Origin of the sequence: Afipia sp. OHSU_II-C1, from assembly GCF_000497575.1 — a bacterium.
Classification (GTDB): Bacteria; Pseudomonadota; Alphaproteobacteria; order Rhizobiales; family Xanthobacteraceae; genus Afipia.
The window spans coordinates 84,456-101,914 of record NZ_APJI01000023.1; the positions used below are offsets into that span (position 1 = coordinate 84,456).

Annotated in this window: 17 protein-coding genes; 4 read left to right on the forward strand and 13 right to left on the reverse strand. The window is 62.4% G+C overall.

Annotated elements, in window-relative coordinates; genetic code table 11:
• The first annotated feature begins 59 nt into the window (after positions 1–59).
• On the forward strand, positions 60–506 hold the full coding sequence (locus I554_RS0122410) for a hypothetical protein (RefSeq protein WP_024574301.1): 447 nt from the start codon (positions 60–62) through the stop codon (positions 504–506).
• A gap of 73 nt (positions 507–579) precedes the next feature.
• On the opposite strand, the gene I554_RS0122415 is transcribed toward I554_RS0122410, so the two are convergent.
• The 8 genes from I554_RS0122415 to I554_RS0122450 all read right to left on the reverse strand — a co-directional run bounded on the left by I554_RS0122415 (position 580) and on the right by I554_RS0122450 (position 7,320).
• Positions 580–1,458, reverse strand: coding sequence for a cell envelope integrity/translocation protein TolA (locus I554_RS0122415; RefSeq protein WP_024574300.1), 879 nt, complete (start codon positions 1,456–1,458; stop codon positions 580–582).
• 136 nt (positions 1,459–1,594) lie between these two features.
• On the reverse strand, positions 1,595–1,897 hold the full coding sequence (locus I554_RS0122420; RefSeq protein ID WP_024574299.1) for a copper-binding protein: 303 nt from the start codon (positions 1,895–1,897) through the stop codon (positions 1,595–1,597).
• 26 nt (positions 1,898–1,923) lie between these two features.
• On the reverse strand, positions 1,924–2,397 hold the full coding sequence (locus tag I554_RS0122425; RefSeq protein WP_029659318.1) for a cupredoxin family protein: 474 nt from the start codon (positions 2,395–2,397) through the stop codon (positions 1,924–1,926).
• A gap of 2 nt (positions 2,398–2,399) precedes the next feature.
• Positions 2,400–3,797 carry a copper oxidase gene (locus I554_RS0122430; RefSeq protein WP_024574297.1) on the reverse strand — a complete coding sequence of 466 codons (1,398 nt, stop codon included), beginning with the start codon at positions 3,795–3,797 and terminating at the stop codon, positions 2,400–2,402.
• Between the two features lie 13 nt (positions 3,798–3,810).
• Positions 3,811–5,205, reverse strand: a complete 1,395-nt coding sequence (locus I554_RS0122435; protein WP_244432829.1) for a TolC family protein — start codon at positions 5,203–5,205, stop codon at positions 3,811–3,813.
• A gap of 79 nt (positions 5,206–5,284) precedes the next feature.
• Positions 5,285–5,575, reverse strand: a complete 291-nt coding sequence (locus I554_RS0122440; protein ID WP_024574295.1) for a hypothetical protein — start codon at positions 5,573–5,575, stop codon at positions 5,285–5,287.
• A 61-nt stretch (positions 5,576–5,636) separates the two neighbouring features.
• Positions 5,637–6,101, reverse strand: a complete 465-nt coding sequence (locus tag I554_RS0122445; RefSeq protein ID WP_024574294.1) for a hypothetical protein — start codon at positions 6,099–6,101, stop codon at positions 5,637–5,639.
• A gap of 136 nt (positions 6,102–6,237) precedes the next feature.
• Positions 6,238–7,320 (reverse strand): ionic transporter y4hA, encoded by a 1,083-nt coding sequence (locus I554_RS0122450; protein WP_244432830.1) that lies wholly within the window; start codon positions 7,318–7,320, stop codon positions 6,238–6,240.
• A 132-nt stretch (positions 7,321–7,452) separates the two neighbouring features.
• Between I554_RS0122450 and I554_RS0122455 the strand changes: the two genes are divergently transcribed.
• Positions 7,453–7,839, forward strand: coding sequence for a VOC family protein (locus I554_RS0122455; RefSeq protein WP_024574292.1), 387 nt, complete (start codon positions 7,453–7,455; stop codon positions 7,837–7,839).
• A 62-nt stretch (positions 7,840–7,901) separates the two neighbouring features.
• On the opposite strand, the gene I554_RS0122460 is transcribed toward I554_RS0122455, so the two are convergent.
• From I554_RS0122460 to I554_RS0122480, 5 genes are all read right to left on the reverse strand, one after another.
• Complete coding sequence (locus I554_RS0122460) at positions 7,902–9,302, reverse strand: NAD(P)(+) transhydrogenase (Re/Si-specific) subunit beta (protein ID WP_024574291.1); 1,401 nt, start codon at positions 9,300–9,302, stop codon at positions 7,902–7,904.
• 13 nt (positions 9,303–9,315) lie between these two features.
• Positions 9,316–9,636, reverse strand: coding sequence for a proton-translocating transhydrogenase family protein (locus I554_RS0122465; RefSeq protein WP_006022158.1), 321 nt, complete (start codon positions 9,634–9,636; stop codon positions 9,316–9,318).
• An 11-nt stretch (positions 9,637–9,647) separates the two neighbouring features.
• On the reverse strand, positions 9,648–10,775 hold the full coding sequence (locus I554_RS0122470; protein ID WP_024574290.1) for a Re/Si-specific NAD(P)(+) transhydrogenase subunit alpha: 1,128 nt from the start codon (positions 10,773–10,775) through the stop codon (positions 9,648–9,650).
• A 71-nt stretch (positions 10,776–10,846) separates the two neighbouring features.
• Entirely contained in the window at positions 10,847–10,999 is a 153-nt protein-coding gene (locus I554_RS0122475; RefSeq protein ID WP_024574289.1) for an aa3-type cytochrome c oxidase subunit IV, read from the reverse strand.
• A gap of 188 nt (positions 11,000–11,187) precedes the next feature.
• Positions 11,188–13,065: a M3 family oligoendopeptidase gene (locus tag I554_RS0122480; protein WP_024574288.1), complete on the reverse strand. Its 1,878-nt coding sequence runs from the start codon at positions 13,063–13,065 to the stop codon at positions 11,188–11,190.
• A gap of 154 nt (positions 13,066–13,219) precedes the next feature.
• Between I554_RS0122480 and I554_RS0122485 the strand changes: the two genes are divergently transcribed.
• Both I554_RS0122485 and I554_RS0122490 read left to right on the forward strand, forming a co-directional pair.
• Entirely contained in the window at positions 13,220–14,734 is a 1,515-nt protein-coding gene (locus I554_RS0122485) for a sigma-54 dependent transcriptional regulator (RefSeq protein ID WP_024574287.1), read from the forward strand.
• A 332-nt stretch (positions 14,735–15,066) separates the two neighbouring features.
• On the forward strand, positions 15,067–17,169 hold the full coding sequence (locus tag I554_RS0122490) for a L,D-transpeptidase family protein (protein WP_024574286.1): 2,103 nt from the start codon (positions 15,067–15,069) through the stop codon (positions 17,167–17,169).
• Positions 17,170–17,459: the final 290 nt, after the last annotated feature.

Below are 17,459 nucleotides of genomic sequence, written 5' to 3' on the forward strand. Positions count from 1 at the left end.
CGAAAAGCCGGACCTAGCGTGCCATGAGTGCTGCTCGCAACTTGGAACTGGTGCGTGCCATGACGTATCGAATTTACGGAGCGCTTATCGCCTCTCTTGGCGCAGTCGCGCTTGTCCTTGCCCCGAACGAGACATTTGCCGATCCGGCAATCGCATATGCTGGAAGCTCCGGTTCGGCGCGGCCGGCTTTCCGTCCGTCAGCGGGCCGGCCGCTGCATCGTCACCGGGGACACCACGCAGGGACTTTCTGGCCGGGCACGGCAGGCCTGTTCTACGAACCATCATATGCCGAACCGGGCGTGGTGGATGCCGTGCCGCCATCATCGGGCGACGTCCGTTACACGTACACCTATGACGTTCCCTGGGATTGGTCACACCGGTTTCCGCCGGCGGTCGCGCCGTCCGACAGACCTTATGTGCAGGAATGCACCAGGCAGACCGTCAAGGTCCCGCGGCGCGAAGGCGCGGAAGAAACCGTCAGCGTGAATATCACGCGGTGCTATTAAGCGGCTCAGGACAACACGCCCACTTGAATGAGAGATGCAGCAGTTCTCTCATCCGAGCGTCGAAGCGACACGTCTAGTTCGATTCCGGCACCACGGCGTGAAACACCGACTTCGCGGCCGAGACAACATCTTCCGTCACAGACGAGATCCGGCCCTGTTTCGCGCGCAAATCCAGCGGCCGCGAAGGAATATCCGCGGGCGGCGTCAGCCGCAAACCATCGTCAGCCCGGATGTCGGATGATCCGGAAATGGGCTCAGGGAAGGGTTTCGGTGGCGTGACTGCCGCTTCGCTCGGTCCCGGCGCAACAGTCACCGCGGGCGGCAGCGGCTGCATCGCCGGCTGCTGCGGGGCGGCTGCCGGCGCATAAACAACGCTGTTGACCCTGGCGCGCTCCGCTTTCGGCTGTTCCTCGGCACGCGCGGCTTCCGGCGCACGCGGCTGTTCGGAGGTCTTGGCATTGCGCAGCCGTTCGATCGCGGCCCGCGCCAGATCGTTGGCGTCGCGCCTGTCGTCGGAGGCGGCATTGGCTTCGGCGGGCAGCGGCACAACGGGCGCGGACTTCGTAACCGGCTTTGCCTGCTTCTCGGCAGCGGCCTTCTCGCTGGCGGTTTTCTCGGCGGCAAGTTTTTCGGCGGCCCGCTTCGCGTTCTCGGCCCGATCAGCCGCCGACCGCTCGGCCGCAGCCTTTTCGAGGGCAAGCTTTTCCGCCTTGAGCCTGGCGGCCTCGGCCTTCGCGCTCTCTTTTGAGACCCTGTCGCCGGAGTCGTCTGCTTTCAGCGTTTGCGGGGCGGCATCCTTCGAGGTCCCGGCGGGGGCCGAGATCGCAGCTTTCGGCTTGTCCGTTTCCGACTTGGCGTTGATGTAGTGGGTGACGATATACGCACCGACCACCGTCGCCACGATCGACGGAATGACTTCTAAAAAGTACTTGGTGAACAGCTTCTTGATCATCGCAACTCCCCGCGCGGAGATGGATGAGGGAACTTTTGGGCCGATTGAGGGATCAACTGCGACGGATCGGTGGCAAAGGCCGGGAAAACGCCGGGTGACGGCTTTGTCAGGCCGTACCCGGCGCTCCCGCGCCGGGCTATTTCGTCTTCTCGATTCCGGTCAGGGTCATCTGCCCGTTGATCTTGTCGACGTCGAACCTGACCTTGTCGCCGACCTTCACCCGCCTCAGCATCTCCGAGGTCTGGGCCCGGAAAACCATGGTCATTCCCTCCATATCCATTTTCTGGATAGGACCATGTTTGATGGTCATTTTCCCGGCCGCCTCGTCGATCTTGGTGACCGTTCCGTTGACCGGAAGTGCCTGAGCATAGGCCTGCGTCACAAGGACAAGGGCCGACAGCGCCATGGAGAAAGACGTCGCAAGAATGAGCTTCCGCATATTTTTTCCTCTGGTTTTCGGTTCGATTATTTCACGACGACGGTGCCGATCATGCCGGCCTCACGATGCCCGGCTATCAGACACGCAAACTCGAACGTCCCGGTCTTGGTGAATTTCCAGAGGATCTCTCCGGATTTCTTCGGCGCGAGCTGAACCCCGTTCGGCTCGCCATGCTCCATGCCGGGATTTTTCCGCATCGCCTCGGCATGCTTGAGATTTGCCTCCGTGGTATCGAGCAGAAATTCGTGGTCCTCATAGCCGTCATTGCGAAGCACGAAGCGGACCTGCTCGCCGCGCTTCACCTGGAGTTGCTTGGGGCGATAGTACCGGTCCCCCATCTCTACGACGATCTCGCGCGAGGGCTTCTTCGGATCTCCGGGTTCGCCGGCGGCGTAAGATGCATGGTTGTCGTGCGCCAGTACGCGTACGCCCATTGCCGGCAACAGCACGGCAAGCGCAGCTGCGATCCTGATCGTTCTGGAAATTTGTAAAGCGTGCATCTTCAGTGTCCCTTGTGGTTCATGGAAGGAGTCTTGGAAGGTTTGACAACGTTCCTCTCGATTGCGGGTTTTTGCTTGGGCCGCGGGACCGCGTACTTCGATGGCGGCGGGGCGGCCGCGCTCGCAACCTCGTAGGCGACCGTGCCCTGCGGGTGCCTGAACCAGCCCGGATCCTTGTAGTCGCCGGATGCGAGACCTTCGCGCACCTTGACCACCGAGAACATGCCGCCCATCTCGACCGCACCGAACTGCGCGAAGCCGGTCATCATCGGCAGCGTGTTGTCCGGCAGCGGCATCTCCATCTCGCCCATGTCGGCCATGCCGGCGTTGCCCATCGGCATGTAATCCGGCACCAGCTTGCGCACCGACTTGACGAGATCGCTCTTTTTCGTACCGACGAAATTGCGAAGGTCATGCCCCATCGCATTCATGGTGTGATGCGATTTGTGGCAGTGAATCGCCCAGTCACCCGGATTGTCCGCGACGAAATCGAACGCCCGCATCTGGCCGACCGCGCAATCGATAGTGACTTCAGGCCATGCAGCCGTCTCCGGCACCCAGCCGCCATCGGTGCACGACACCTTGAAGTCATAGCCGTGCATGTGGATCGGGTGGTTCGTCATGGTGAGATTGCCGAACCGGACGCGCACCTTATCGCCCTTCGCCGCGACAAGATGATCGATGCCGGGAAAGACACGGCTGTTCCAGGTCCACATGTTGAAGTCGGTCATCTCCGACACCTTCGGCAGATAGGTGCCGGGATCGATGTCGTAAGCCGACATCAGAAACACGAAGTCCCGGTCCACACGGCGGAACGCCGGGTCCTTCGGATGCACCACGAAGAAGCCCATCATGCCCATGGCCATCTGGATCATCTCGTCCGCATGCGGGTGGTACATAAACGTGCCGCTTTTCGTCAGCACGAATTCGTAGACGAAGGTCTTGCCGACGCCGATCGGCGGCTGCGTCAGGCCCGTCACGCCGTCCATGCCATTCGGCAGCAAAATGCCGTGCCAGTGCACTGTCGTGTGTTCCGGCAGCTTATTGGTGACGAAGATCCGCACCTTGTCGCCTTCGACCGCCTCGATTGTGGGGCCGGGCGACTGGCCATTGTAACCCCACAGATGCGCCACCATGCCTAGAGCGAGTTCGCGGACCACCGGCTCGGCGACGAGATGGAATTCCTTCCAGTCACCGTTCATGCGCCACGGCAGCGTCCAGCCGTTCAGTGTAACGACAGGCTGATAGTCCGGACCGCTCGTGGGAACGAGCGGCGGCTGCATCGTGTTTGCGGTCGACATTGGTGCTTCGGGAATACCGGCGGCCTGAACACGGCCGCTGACGGCGCTGGCGCCAGCAAGGATCGCAGCCGATCCGAGAATTGCTCTTCGTGAGATCATTGTTCGCGCTCCTTTAATGCTGCGCTGGTTCGGCGGACGCGCCGGGTGCCGACGCCGTGTCGACGCGCGCCGAGACGCCTCCGCCCATGACAGCGGTGTTGAGATTGGTGGTGGCCAGCCAGAAGTCCCGCTTCGCTTCGATTGTCGCCGTCGTGGCAGCGATACGCTGGCGCGCTTCCGCCAGCAGCGAAAACACATCGATCAGCATTCCGTTGTAACGAAGCAGGGTTTCGTCGGAGATGATCTTGCGCAGCGGCAAGACCTCCTTCTGGTAGTGCATGGTGATGTCGTAAGCTGACCTGTAGCTGCGATACGCATCGCGCGCTTCGGAGCGGACATTGACCGATCGCTCCATCAGGCGGTTGACCGCATGCATGTAGGTCGCCTCGGCTTCCCTGACGCGAACCTCGCCGAAATCGAAGATCGGAATCTGCAGCTCGACATCAAAGCCGCGCTCGCGGTTCTTTTCTCCGGTTGCTTTCTCGCGCGTGGTCTTTCCGGCCAGCCCGGCATCGAGCACATTGATGAAACGGGTCGCCCGCGTCAGGCCATAAGACTTGGCGAGTGCATCCAGTTCGATCCGTCCGATCTGCAGATCGACATGACGGCGAACCGCCTCGATTTCGATTCCTGGCAATGATTGCGGACGCAACGGAAGCGGCGGCAACGCCGCAGCCGTCTTGAACGCCAGATCGCCGCCCCACAGCCCCATGGCGCGGATCAGCGCTTCGCGTTCGCTAGCCGCGCGCTGACGCGTGGCGGCGAGCTGCGCGGTGAGATCGGCGTAGAACACCTGCTCGCGCGCCTGATCGAGCTTGTTCATGCCGCCAGTTTCGCCGAGACGCGTGGCGAACTTCGCCGCGGTCTCCGCGCCGGACTGCGCCTGCGCGAGGAATTCGGCGAGTTCACGCGCGGCGACCGCCCGATAATAAGCCCGTCGCGTGTCAGCCGCGATCCGCAGCGTCTCGCTCAGGGCAATGATCTGCGCCTGCCGGAAGCGCGCGGCCGCGATCTCGGAGCGAACCGGCAATGTCGCAAGCGCAAGCACGTTGGCGACGATCTTGCGCTCGACTTCAACTTCCACCGAGCCCGCGATCCGCGACAGCGAGATGGCGGGATTCGGCGGCAGACTCGCTTCTACGGCCCGCGCTTCGGAGATGGCGAGTTCGTTGTAGGCCGCCTGCAATCCGCGATTGTTGAGCAGCGCGATCTGCACGGCAGCATCCGCCGACAGCGGTTTCGCAAGCAATTGCTTGGTCACATTGCGCGCGGATTCCGATTCTTCGGGCGTGCGTTGCGCAGAAGCCTCCTTGCCGAGATCCTTCGAGACCGTCGCCGTGACAACACTCATGCCGCCATCGGGCGAAAACGACGCGCAGCCTGACAACAGCAGCGCCGTGCCTGCCATCAACCATCGGCTGATGCCGCTCAGAGCGTGGCGACCATTCGAAACGGAAGTTAAGACATCCAGATTGATCATGGTGCACCTACCCGCCGGACTTCGGCGCAGGTGCGACCTGCTCGTTCTGCTTTTTCCAGGCAGACGGGGCCACCGGCCGCTGGCTCGTGTAGCGCCCGATGGTGGAGCTGTAGCCTGTGCGCGGCGTCCGCGCACCGGGGTCAGACGGGTCCGGCCCCACCGAGACCGGAGGCCGCGCGGCGCACCCCGCAACCAGCAGCAGGGCACCCAGCAGGAACGGGGCATTGAATCGTCGTGGCACGAGCGCCATCGCCACCGAACCAACGGCAGCGAGCCTTGCCAGATTTTGCGCGGGCATCTTATCCTCGAATGTCAAACGGCTTCGAAGGCGCGCGGCTGGTCAGCCGCTACACCGGCGATCACATCGACAGGAGGACGATCGGGGGACGGTAGAGAAGCTCGGGAGCTTCGCCGGAAATGCCGGCATCGGACGACGCAGCGATCGACGCGTGGATCATCGCTCGCGGTGTCAGCTCAAACAGGCTGGCAGGAATCGCGCTGACGCACATCATGCCGCAACAGGCCGGTGCGCTGCCGCCTTTCATGCCGGCATGATCGGCAGGCGCGCCGGTATCATCTGCCATCGCCATCGCGCTATGATCATGACCGTGATCGGCATGACCTTGATGCGCCATCGCCTCGTGCTGATGTCCGGAGTGCTGGGTCTGCACGACAACCGGCGAGCCTTCCGTCAGGCAATGCAGCGCCGCGGCGCTGTTGCCGATTGCAAATCCGGCGACCGGCATAAGAACGCACAGGGCATACAGCGCGACGAGAACGCGCGCCGCGTTGACCCTTGCTGCTCTGCCCAGCCTGTTCAGCATCCGGAACCGGAACCCCATGACGACCGCGCGGACGGCGACCGTTCGACATCGACCGATACTGTCAGATTGAGGATCAGGCAAGGACGGTTAGAACCCATTTGCCCAATCGCGACAATGCATCACGGTCAATTGAGCGCTACGGCACCAGCACCAGGAAGAGGAACACCGCGAACATCACCAGATGGACCAGGCCGTACAGGATATTGGTGCGGCCCGTTCCGAATGTGGCAAGGCTGACCAGGAAGGTCATGACCAGCATCATGGTGTCGCGTGTCTCAAGACCGAGCACCAGCCGCTTGTCGAGGATGTAGGTGGCGATCGCAACGGCCGGGACGGTCAGACCGATGGTGGCCAGCGAGGAGCCGAGCGCGAGGTTGATGCTCTTCTGCAGGTCGTTCTTGCGCGCGGCCGACAGCGCGGCGACGCCTTCCGGCAACAGGATCAACAGCGCCACGACAACACCGGCAAACGCCGGCGGCGCACCGATGGCGGCAGCCCCCGCATCGACGACCAGAGAAAACTTCTTGGCCAGCATCACCACGCCGACCAGCGACACGAGCAAAAGAATCCCGCTGATCGTCAGCATACGGCTGGATGGCATGTGACCGTCATCTTCATCGCTTGCGCCTGCGATGAAGTAGTCACGGTGCCGGATGGTCTGGGTGTAGAGGAACACGCCGTATAGCACGATGGTCACAACGCTGACAAAGCCGAGCTGGCTCGCCGAATAAACGGGGCCCGGCGTGGTTTCCGTGTAGTTCGGCAGGATCAGCGTGATGGTAGCAAGCACAATCAGCACACTCAGATAGACGTTCGCGCCGGTGACCTGAAAATCCTGCTCGCGATAGCGCAAACTGCCAAAGAGAATGCAGATACCCACGAGGCCGTTGCACACGATCATCACCACCGCGAACACCGTATCGCGCGCCAGCGTCGGTACGCCGCTTTCGCCGAGCATGATGGTGGCGATCAGCGCAACCTCGATGATCGTGACCGAGAGGGTCAGTAGCAGCGTGCCGAACGGCTCGCCAATCCTGTGAGCGATCACCTCGGCGTGGTGCACGGCGGCAAACACAGTGCCGAACAGAACGACAAGCAGCACCGCTGCAAAGACAAGCCCGGCGGGAGAGCGGGTAAAACCGATGCCAAGCCCGGGAATTTCGGTAGCGATGTAAAGCAAAACGGCCAGCGCGGGATAGACCCAGGCTGACCGCGGCATGTGTGTTTGTCCCCTCATGCGTTCACTCTAACGGCACGATTGCAAAAGACCTAGCCAGCTAGGGGGAAATTTGCACCCGGAAGCAAGATGCCTTAACCAAAAAGGACTGTTTTTGGGAAGGAAACGAAAAGAATGTTCTCTCACGTCATGGTCGGGACAAATGATCTCGATCGCGCCAAGGCTTTCTACGACAATCTGCTGGGCACGCTCGGCGTGCCGCCGGCCATCGTCGATCGCCATCGCATCTTTTACCGCACCAAAACCGGGACGTTTTCGGTTTCCAGGCCCATCGACGGCAAGCCTGCCACCCCAGCCAATGGCGGGACGATTGGGTTTGCTGCCGCTTCGACCGAAGCGGCCGATGCCTGGCATGCGGCCGGGATCGCGAATGGAGGCACAACCTGCGAAGATCCGCCGGGCATTCGCGAAGGCGGCGGCGTCAAGCTGTACATCGCCTATCTGCGCGACCTGGACGGCAACAAGCTCTGCGCGATCCATCGATTGCCAAGAGAGGCGTAACAAAAAAGGCCGTGCATGCAGCACGGCCTTTTGCTTTCGCGAATGGAAAGGCTGATGCGCGCCTACATCGCCTTGACGATGTTTTCGGTCATCTTCTTGGCGTCGCCCAGCAGCATCATGGTGTTGTCACGATAGAACAGCGGGTTGTCGACGCCGGCGTAACCGGACGCCAGCGAGCGCTTGATGAACATCACGGTGCCGGCCTTCCAGACCTGCAGCACCGGCATGCCATAGATCGGCGACTTCGGATCTTCTTCCGCCGCCGGGTTGGTCACGTCGTTGGCGCCGATCACGAAAGCCACGTCCGCCTGCGCGAATTCCGAGTTGATGTCCTCGAGCTCGAACACCTCGTCGTAAGGCACGTTGGCTTCGGCCAGCAGCACGTTCATGTGGCCGGGCATGCGGCCTGCCACCGGATGAATCGCGTACTTCACCTCGACGCCTTCCTTCTTCAGCGTGTCGGCCATTTCGCGAAGGGCGTGCTGCGCCTGCGCCACCGCCATGCCGTAGCCCGGCACGATGATGACCTTCTGCGCGTTCTTCATGATGAAGGCCGCATCGTCGGCGGAGCCGAGCTTGACCGGCTTCACTTCGCCGGTGCCAGCGGCACCGGCCGCGGCCGTCTCGCCGCCGAAGCCGCCGAGGATCACCGAGATGAAGGAACGGTTCATCGCGTGGCACATGATGTAGGACAGGATCGCACCCGACGAGCCGACCAGCGCGCCAGTGATGATCAGCGCCGAGTTGCCGAGGGTGAAACCGATGCCGGCCGCCGCCCAGCCCGAATACGAGTTGAGCATCGAGATCACGACCGGCATGTCCGCGCCGCCGATCGGAATGATCAGCAGGGCGCCGAGCACCAGCGCGATGATGGTGATGAGCCAGAAGTCCACCTGGCTCTGCGACACCACGAGGCCGTAGATGAAATAGACCAGCGCCAGCGCAAGCACGATGTTGATGATATGGCGTGCCGGCAGGATGATCGGCGCGCCGCTCATGCGGCCCGACAGTTTCAGGAACGCGATTACCGAGCCTGTGAATGTGAGAGCGCCGATGGCGACGCCGAGCGACATTTCGACAAGGCTGGAGGCGTGGATGTTGCCACGGGTGCCGATGTCGAACGCGGCAGGCGCGTAGAACGCGCCGGCTGCCACCAGCACCGCCGCCATACCGACCAGCGAGTGGAAGGCAGCGACCAGTTCCGGCATCGAGGTCATCGGCACGCGGCGGGCGATCACCGCGCCGATGCCGCCGCCAATGGCGATACCGAGGATCACGAGAATCCAGCCGATTTGGCCCGACGGCGGATGCGCCGCCAGCGTGGTGGCGATTGCGATGGTCATGCCGACCATGCCGAAGAAGTTGCCCTGGCGGGAGGACGCGGGACTCGACAAGCCGCGCAGCGAGAGAATGAAAAGGACGCCTGCGACCAGATAGAGCAGCGCCGAAATGTTAGCGTTCATGTGCCCCGCCCCGTCACTTCTGCTTCTTCTTGTACATCGCCAGCATGCGCTGGGTGACAAGGAAGCCGCCAAATATGTTGATGCATGCGAAAACCAGCGCGACGAAACCGAACGCGCGGGCCCAGAGCGGGCCGTCGTCGTTGCCGACCAGCGCAACGCCGGTCGCCAGCAGCGCACCGACCACGATGACCGACGAAATCGCGTTGGTGACCGACATCAGCGGCGTATGAAGCGCAGGCGTCACCGACCACACCACGAAATAACCCACGAAAACCGCGAGAACGAAAATCGACAACCGGAAGACAAACGGGTCGACAGCCTCAATTCCATGCATGTCGGCTCTCCTTATGCTTTCGGCTGAAAATTCGGATGGATGACAGCGCCGTCCTTGGTCAGCGCGGTGGCCTTCACCAGTTCGTCGTCCCACTTCACGGCGAGCGACTTGGCGGCCTTGTCGTAAAGCGTCTCGATGAACGACAGCAGGTTGCGTGCGTAAAGGCTCGATGCCGATGCCGCGACTTTGCCGGCCAGATTGGTGTAGCCGACGATCTTGACGCCGCCGACATCAGCCACTTCGTTGGCCTTCGCGCCCTCGACGTTGCCGCCGCGCTCGACCGCGAGATCGACCAGCACGGACCCTGGCTTCATCGACGCCACCATCTCGGCGGTGATGAGCTTTGGCGCCGGACGGCCCGGGATCAGCGCCGTGGTGATGACGATGTCCTGCTTCTTGATGTGCTCCGCCGTGAGCGCGGCCTGCTTGGCCTGATACTCTTTCGACATTTCCTTGGCGTAGCCGCCGGCGGTCTGCGCGTTCTTGAATTCCTCGTCCTCGACGGCAAGGAACTTGGCGCCCAGCGATTCAACCTGCTCCTTCGTCGCAGGCCGCACGTCGGTCGCGGTGACCACGGCGCCGAGGCGGCGGGCGGTCGCGATCGCCTGCAATCCGGCGACGCCGACGCCCATCACGAAGACCTTCGCCGCGGGCACAGTGCCGGCCGCGGTCATCATCATCGGGAAGGCGCGGCCGAAGGCTTCAGCCGCTTCGACCACGGCGCGGTAGCCGGCGAGGTTCGCCTGCGAGGACAGCACGTCCATGACCTGCGCGCGGGTGATGCGCGGCATCAGCTCCATCGCGAAGGCCGAGACACCGGCATCGGCCAGCGCCTTCAGCGCGGCTTCGTTGCCGTAGGGGTCCATGATCGCAATGACCAGGGCGCCCTTCTTGTACCTGGCAACTTCAGATGCCTCGGGACGCTTTACCTTGATGACGATGTCGGCGTCTTTCACCGCATCGGCGCTGACAACAGCGCCCGCAGCCTCATAGTCCGCGTCCAGCACGCCGGACTTGATGCCCGCGCCAGGCTCGATCGCAACGTCGATCCCCAGCGCCTTGAATTTCTTGACTGTGTCGGGCGTCGCCGCAACACGCGGCTCCGCCGCATCGACTTCCTTGGCTATCGCAATTTTCATGACGCCTCCCGCAGCCGTTCGGCCGCGCATGACTTAATCACCGGCCACGCTGCCGGTACAACGAATTTCAATCAGGTGAGAAAGATCGCCATCAGGGCGACGATGGCGACGACGGCGATCGTGCCGTACTTCGTCATCATGAGAAAACCTTCGTAGGTCTGCTCGTGCGCGGGATAGTCCATGCCATCCGCCGTGGTGTACGCAACTTCGTTGTGGTCGGCCATCGATCCCCTCCAGCGCCATCCTCAATTGTGACGCGAATTAGCCCAATTGCGAGACAAGGGCAACTTTCGTCGTAGGTGCATTCAGGATTAAACACGCCTGCATGCAAGCCATGCAATGGCCCCCGCGGAAAATTTCCGCAATGCGGAACGGGAGGGCCTCCACACCGGGCCATTGCTTCAAATAGAGGCTACCCCATCGTCTCCAGCTCGGCGATCAGGCTCTCGATCACCGACAGCCCGCCGTCCCAGAACCTGGGATCCTTGGCATCCAGCCCAAACGGTTGGAGCAATTCGGAATAATGTTTCGTGCCGCCCGCCGAAAGCATGTCGAGATAACGCTCCGCGAAGCCTTCCGAGGCATTCTCGTAGACCGCATAAAGCGAATTTACGAGACAGTCGCCAAAGGCATAGGCGTAAACATAGAAAGGCGAATGGATGAAATGCGGGATGTACATCCAGTACGTCTCGTAGCCTGGCTTGATCTCGATCGCGGGGCCAAGGCTTTCGCCCTGCACGCTGAGCCAGATTTCGCCGATACGCTCGGCGGTGAGCTCGCCGTTGCGTCGCTCGGTGTGAACCGCACGCTCGAACGAGTAGAACGCGATCTGGCGCACAACCGTATTGATCATGTCCTCGACCTTGCCGGCGAGCAGCGCCTGACGCTCCTTCGCGTTTTTGGTCTGGGCCAAGAGCCGCTTGAAGGTCAGCATCTCGCCGAACACGCTGGCGGTCTCGGCCAGCGTCAGCGGCGTCGGCGCCATCAGCGCGCCCTGCTTTGCAGCAAGCACCTGATGCACGCCATGGCCAAGCTCATGCGCGAGCGTCATGACGTCGCGCGGCTTGCCCTGATAATTCATCAGCACATAGGGATGCGCCGACGGCGTGGTCGGATGCGAGAACGCGCCCGGCGCCTTGCCCGGACGCACCGGCGCATCGATCCAGCGATCATCGAAGAAGCGTTCCGCGATGCTCGCCATCTGCGGCGAGAAATCGCCGTAGGCTTTCAGAATCGTGCTCTTGGCGTCATTCCATCCGATCTGGCTTTTCGCAGCGAACGGCAGCGGGGCGTTGCGGTCCCAGTAGGGCAGCGTCTTCTTTTTGAACCAGCGCGCCTTCATCTTGTAATATCTGTGAGAGAGCCGCGGATACGCCGCGCGCACCGAGGCGACAAGCGCATCGACGACCTCGCGCTCAACCCGGTTCGCCAGATGCCGCGAATCCGCGATGTCCTGAAAGCCGCGCCAGCGATCGGAAATTTCCTTGTCCTTGGCCAGCGTGTTGGTGATCAGCGCGAAGGTGCGCTCGTTGGCCTTGAAGGTTTTCGTCAGCGCCTGTGCGGCAGCCTTGCGCTTGTCCGGCGCACGGTCCTGCAACAGCGTCAGCGTGGGCTCGATGGCCAGCTCCTTGCCCGCCACCTTGAAACGCAGGCCTGCGATGGTCTGGTCGAACTGCCTGTTCCACGCGCCATAGGCAGTCTGCGATTTTTCATGGAACAGTTGCTCGACGCGGTCCTCGAGCTGATACGGCTTGTCCTTGCGCAGGTCCTCGATCCACGGCCGGTAATGATTGAGCGATGGCGTTCCCATCGCGCGCTTGATCACCTCGTCATCGACGCGGTTGAGTTCGAGCGCGAAGAACAGGAGATGGGTCGAAGCTGCAGTGATGCGCTCGGAGATGTCGCCATAGAATTTCGAGATCGCCGCATCGACCGTGTTGCCCGCGTGCGCGAGCCCGGCATAGGACGCCAGCCGCCCGGCGAGATCGTCGATCGCCTCATAGCTTCTGATCGCTTCGGCAAGCCACTCACCGCCGTCCGACGCAGCAACCTGTTCCGCGATCTTGCCCTTATAGGCGTTCTCGAACGCCACGCAGTCGGCATCAAGCTTGTCGAGATCGCGTGTCACCTCGGGCGCATCGATCGCCGGATAGAGGTCGGTCAAATTCCACTCGGGCAATTTGGCTGCCTTGCCCGGCGCACCGGACGCCTTTCTGGCAGGAGCTTTCGCCTTGGGAGCGGTTTTCGATTTTGCCGGAGATTTGCGGAGAGCCGATGTGCGCGAAGCCATATTTCAATCCGTGATGTTCAAGATCGTGCGGGACGCGTGACGATTGCAGCAGTTGTGGACAAAGCCAACTCTTAAGAGGTCGTTAATCTGCGTCGGCCAGAGTGCCCCGATTCGAGACATGTTGTTGAGATAGTCCAGAGTTGCGGGGAATGCCATGGTTGCGACTGTTCTGATTGCCGACGACGATGCCGTACAGCGGCGCCTCGTCGAGAACATGGTGCAGCGCTGCGGTTACGACGCCGTGACAGTGGACAGCGGCGATGCCGCCCTCGCCCATCTGATCGATCCCGACACGAAACCCGTCGATGCCCTGGTGCTCGATCTCGTCATGCCCGGCCTCGACGGTATGGGCGTGCTGGCCAAGATTCGTGATCTCGGCCTCGATCTGCCCGTGATCGTGCAGACCGCCCATGGCGGCATCGACAATGTGGTGTCCGCGATGCGGGCCGGGGCGCACGATTTCGTGGTGAAACCGGTCGGCATCGAGCGCCTGCAGGTGTCGCTGCGCAACGCGCTTAACGCCAGCGCGCTGAAGGGCGAACTGCAGCGCATCCGCCACCGCCGCGAAGGCAAGCTCACTTTCGCCGACATCGTTACCCGTTCCGAGACGATGAATCATGTCATCGCGATGGGCAAGAAGGCTGCATCGTCCACGATTCCGGTGCTGATCGAGGGCGAATCCGGCGTCGGCAAGGAACTGATCGCCCGCGCCATCCACGGCTCCTCCGAGCGCAGCGCCAAGCCGTTCATCACCGTGAACTGCGGCGCGATCCCGGACAATCTCGTGGAGTCGCTGCTGTTCGGTCACGAGAAGGGTGCGTTCACCGGCGCCACCGAGCGCCACGCCGGCAAATTCGTTGAAGCCAATGGCGGCACGCTGTTCCTCGACGAGATCAGCGAACTGCCGCTGGCGGCGCAGGTGAAACTGCTGCGCGCCTTGCAGCAGGGCGAGGTCGAAGCCGTCGGCGGGCGCAAGCCGGTCAAGGTCGATGTCCGTATCGTATCGGCGACCAACCGCAATCTGCTCAATCAGGTGAAGGCCGGCGCCTTCCGCGAAGACCTGTTTTACCGGCTGCATGTGCTGCCGCTGACGATTCCGCCGTTGCGGACGCGCCGCGAGGACATCCCGCATCTGGTCCGTCACTTCATGGCGCGCATCGCCGCCGAAGAGAACCGGCCGGTCACCGGCGTCAGCGGCGAAGCGATGTCGCTGCTCGGACAGATGCCCTGGCCGGGCAATGTCCGTCAGCTCGAAAACGCCGTGTACCGTGCCGTCGTCATGAGCGATGGCGGCCAGCTCGGGCCGGATGACTTTCCCCAGACCGGTGGGGTGCCGGCGGCTGCAATGACCGACGCCGAACCGGTGATTTTGGACAGTCCCCCCTCGTCGCCGACTGATGTTGTTTCCGGTGCCGAAATACCTATCGCTCCTGCTTCTGCGCCCCATCGGTCGGCGCCGGTCTACGGCACCCTGGCCATGCTGGGCGAGGATGGCGAGGTCCGGCCGCTCGACGACATGGAAGCCGAAACCATCCGGTTCGCCATCGCCCATTACCGCGGACAAATGTCCGAAGTCGCGCGGCGGCTGAAAATCGGACGCTCGACGCTGTACCGGAAAATCGACGAGGCTGCGGCCTCCGGCAGGGAACCCATCGCCCCCTCACGCTAACGCGAATCACGCCCTGACATGGAACGAATGCACGGCTTTTTCGCTTCTCTGTTTGAACCGTTGCGAGCCGGTGACAGACAGAGGAAAAGCGCGCGGCAATGCGCGCAAATCGTTGCAAGAAATGCCGAATTGAAGTCATTTCTCTGGAGTTGACTTCGAGTTGATCCGGCGGCGACTGGCCGCTTCAAGCTGGCGCGTGTACCGTTTCGCAGTGTTTTCAATGCGGGATTGCGTAGCAAAGTCCGATCAAGCCGGCGCTTTTGCAACAGGTACTGACGGAAACCATCATGAGCTGTTCCATGCGGGAGCAGTGTCGTCCAAGGGGTGCGAGAATGCATGACTTTTCGACCGGCCACCGCAAGGGCCTTCAAGGCTTCGACCGGGTTCTGATGGCCGTGGCGGCCACCTTCCTCACGGTTGCCGCAAGCACCGCCGTCGCTCAGTCCGGCCCGTCAAAGAGCCCTGCGGATCTCGCCATCGACGCGGCCGTGCCGCTTCCCGAACCCGCCAACGTGCCGCCGCCGACGGTCAGCGATTTCAAGCTGGACACCGTGACGGCTGCACCGGCCGCGACAGCTCCGAAGAAGGAAGAGGCAGCTGCCCCCGCTGCGGCTCCGGTCACCACCGCAACCGTTCCCCCGGCTGCGACCGCGCCGGCCGCAACGCCGCCAGCCACCACGCCGCCGGCAGCCGCAGCAGCCGCGCCGGCCGTTGAGCCCGCCAAAGCCGCTCCCGCTGTTGCGGCCGCCGATCAGCCGGTCGCCGACAAGCTGCGCGACCTGATTGCAACCAAGGGTGCGCGCTACTTCGACCGCAAGAACGAGCGCACCGCCGTCGAGAACTTCTACAAGGACCGCAGCTACGCGCCGCTGTGGAGCGAATCCGGTGCAGTCACCGCGCGCGCCAAGAGCGTGATTGCGCGTCTCAAGGATGCGAGCAGCGAAGGCCTGAACCCAGCCGATTATCCGACGCCGGATTTCGCCGCGGCCTCCACACCTGATGCACAGGCCGAAGCCGAACTGCGTCTGACCGAAAGCATGCTCGACTACGCGCGCCACGCCCAGAGCGGCCGCATGCACTGGTCGCGCGTCAGTGCGGATATCTCCTATCCCGAACATCCGGTCGATCCGGTCGAGGTCCTGATCAACGTCTCGACGGCGAAGGATGCCTCGGCGGCACTCGAGGGCTACAACCCGCCGCACAAGGGCTACAAGGCCCTGAAAGCGAAGCTCGCCGATCTGCGCGGCATCACGGAAGACACGTCCAAGCATATCGCCGAAGGCGACGTGCTGAAGTTCGTCAAGCCGACGAAGAAGAATGCGAACCCGGTTGTGATGGAAGACGAGCGCGTGCCGGCTCTGCGCGCGAAGCTTCACGTCACTGAAAACGCCGACGATAAGCGTTACGATGCAGCGGTTGCGGACGCGGTTCGCAAGTTCCAGTCGAACAACGATCTGAAGGCGACCGGCGTCCTCGACAACGCCACCGTCCGCGCCATGAACGGCCCGAAGAACGACCGCAAGATCGACATCGTTCGCGCCAACATGGAACGCTGGCGCTGGCTGCCGCGTGAGCTCGGCGCGAAGCAGCTCGGCGATGCCTACGTGATCCTCAATATTCCTGATTATACGCTGAAGCTAATGCACAACGGCAAGCAGGTCTGGACCACACGCGTGGTCGTCGGCAAGCCGGGCAAACACGCCACGCCTGAACTGACGGAGACGATGAAGTTCATCACCGTCAATCCGACATGGAACGTGCCGCCGTCGATCATCTACAACGAGTATCTGCCTGCGCTGGCACAGGACCCGACCGTGCTCGACCGCATGGGCCTCAAGCTCGCGCGCGCCGCCGACGGCAGCGTCCGCATCTCGCAGCCGCCTGGCGAAGCCAATGCGCTCGGCCGCATCCGCTTCAACTTCCCGAACAAGTTCCTCGTCTATCAGCACGACACGCCGGACAAGCACCTGTTCGCCAAGGAAGAGCGCGCCTTTAGCCACGGCTGCATGCGCGTGCAGAACCCGGATCAGTACGCAGCGAATCTGCTGAGCATCGCGCTGCCGAAGGAGGGCTACACGCCCGAGAAGATCAAGGCGATGTACGGCCGCAGCGAACTCAACATCAACTTCCCGACGCCGATCCCGGTCAACATCACCTATCAGACGGCGTTCGTTGACGACGCGGGCAAGCTCGAATTCCGCAAGGACATCTACGGCCGCGATGCCCGGGTGATCTCGATGCTCAAGGGCAGCGAAGGCAAGGAGATGGAAATGGCCGTCTCACATGCCCAGCCGAACTATGTCCGCCCCACCAACGTTCGGGTTCCCGGAGACAGCTTCGCCAGCAACAGCGGCATGGGCTTCTTTGAACGCCTGTTCGGGGCGCCGACCCCGCCGCCTGCCCCGGTCCGCGGCCAGCGCCGCGTGGTTCGCTAAGCGCCGGATTCGGCCGAAAACGGGTTTATTTTACACGGTTTTCCAAGTTCCAGGGGCCCCGCCAACCGCGGGGCCCTTTTTGTTAACCATTGCCCACAAAGCATTCCGCCCCCGATCGGCCTACCGGCCCTTTTTTGCCATACTCGCAGCGGCATACTTGGCCCTTCACAGGCCTGTGACAGACTTGGGTAAGATTGACTTGGGCAAGACTGATTAAGACTTGGGATCGCTAAAGACTTGGGCAACTGAAGACTTGGGCAACGAAGACTTGGGTAGACCTGACTGCAAGG

What these genes read in the sequence shown, in the direction of transcription:
- I554_RS0122410 (WP_024574301.1), top strand. Translation starts at nt 60, where the DNA reads ATGACGTATCGAATTTACGGAGCGCTTATCGCCTCTCTTGGCGCAGTC.
- I554_RS0122415 (WP_024574300.1), bottom strand. Translation starts at nt 1,458, where the DNA reads ATGATCAAGAAGCTGTTCACCAAGTACTTTTTAGAAGTCATTCCGTCG.
- I554_RS0122420 (WP_024574299.1), bottom strand. Translation starts at nt 1,897, where the DNA reads ATGCGGAAGCTCATTCTTGCGACGTCTTTCTCCATGGCGCTGTCGGCC.
- I554_RS0122425 (WP_029659318.1), bottom strand. Translation starts at nt 2,397, where the DNA reads ATGCACGCTTTACAAATTTCCAGAACGATCAGGATCGCAGCTGCGCTT.
- I554_RS0122430 (WP_024574297.1), bottom strand. Translation starts at nt 3,797, where the DNA reads ATGATCTCACGAAGAGCAATTCTCGGATCGGCTGCGATCCTTGCTGGC.
- I554_RS0122435 (WP_244432829.1), bottom strand. Translation starts at nt 5,205, where the DNA reads ATGGCAGGCACGGCGCTGCTGTTGTCAGGCTGCGCGTCGTTTTCGCCC.
- I554_RS0122440 (WP_024574295.1), bottom strand. Translation starts at nt 5,575, where the DNA reads ATGCCCGCGCAAAATCTGGCAAGGCTCGCTGCCGTTGGTTCGGTGGCG.
- I554_RS0122445 (WP_024574294.1), bottom strand. Translation starts at nt 6,101, where the DNA reads ATGCTGAACAGGCTGGGCAGAGCAGCAAGGGTCAACGCGGCGCGCGTT.
- I554_RS0122450 (WP_244432830.1), bottom strand. Translation starts at nt 7,320, where the DNA reads ATGCCGCGGTCAGCCTGGGTCTATCCCGCGCTGGCCGTTTTGCTTTAC.
- I554_RS0122455 (WP_024574292.1), top strand. Translation starts at nt 7,453, where the DNA reads ATGTTCTCTCACGTCATGGTCGGGACAAATGATCTCGATCGCGCCAAG.
- I554_RS0122460 (WP_024574291.1), bottom strand. Translation starts at nt 9,302, where the DNA reads ATGAACGCTAACATTTCGGCGCTGCTCTATCTGGTCGCAGGCGTCCTT.
- I554_RS0122465 (WP_006022158.1), bottom strand. Translation starts at nt 9,636, where the DNA reads ATGCATGGAATTGAGGCTGTCGACCCGTTTGTCTTCCGGTTGTCGATT.
- I554_RS0122470 (WP_024574290.1), bottom strand. Translation starts at nt 10,775, where the DNA reads ATGAAAATTGCGATAGCCAAGGAAGTCGATGCGGCGGAGCCGCGTGTT.
- I554_RS0122475 (WP_024574289.1), bottom strand. Translation starts at nt 10,999, where the DNA reads ATGGCCGACCACAACGAAGTTGCGTACACCACGGCGGATGGCATGGAC.
- I554_RS0122480 (WP_024574288.1), bottom strand. Translation starts at nt 13,065, where the DNA reads ATGGCTTCGCGCACATCGGCTCTCCGCAAATCTCCGGCAAAATCGAAA.
- I554_RS0122485 (WP_024574287.1), top strand. Translation starts at nt 13,220, where the DNA reads ATGGTTGCGACTGTTCTGATTGCCGACGACGATGCCGTACAGCGGCGC.
- I554_RS0122490 (WP_024574286.1), top strand. Translation starts at nt 15,067, where the DNA reads ATGCATGACTTTTCGACCGGCCACCGCAAGGGCCTTCAAGGCTTCGAC.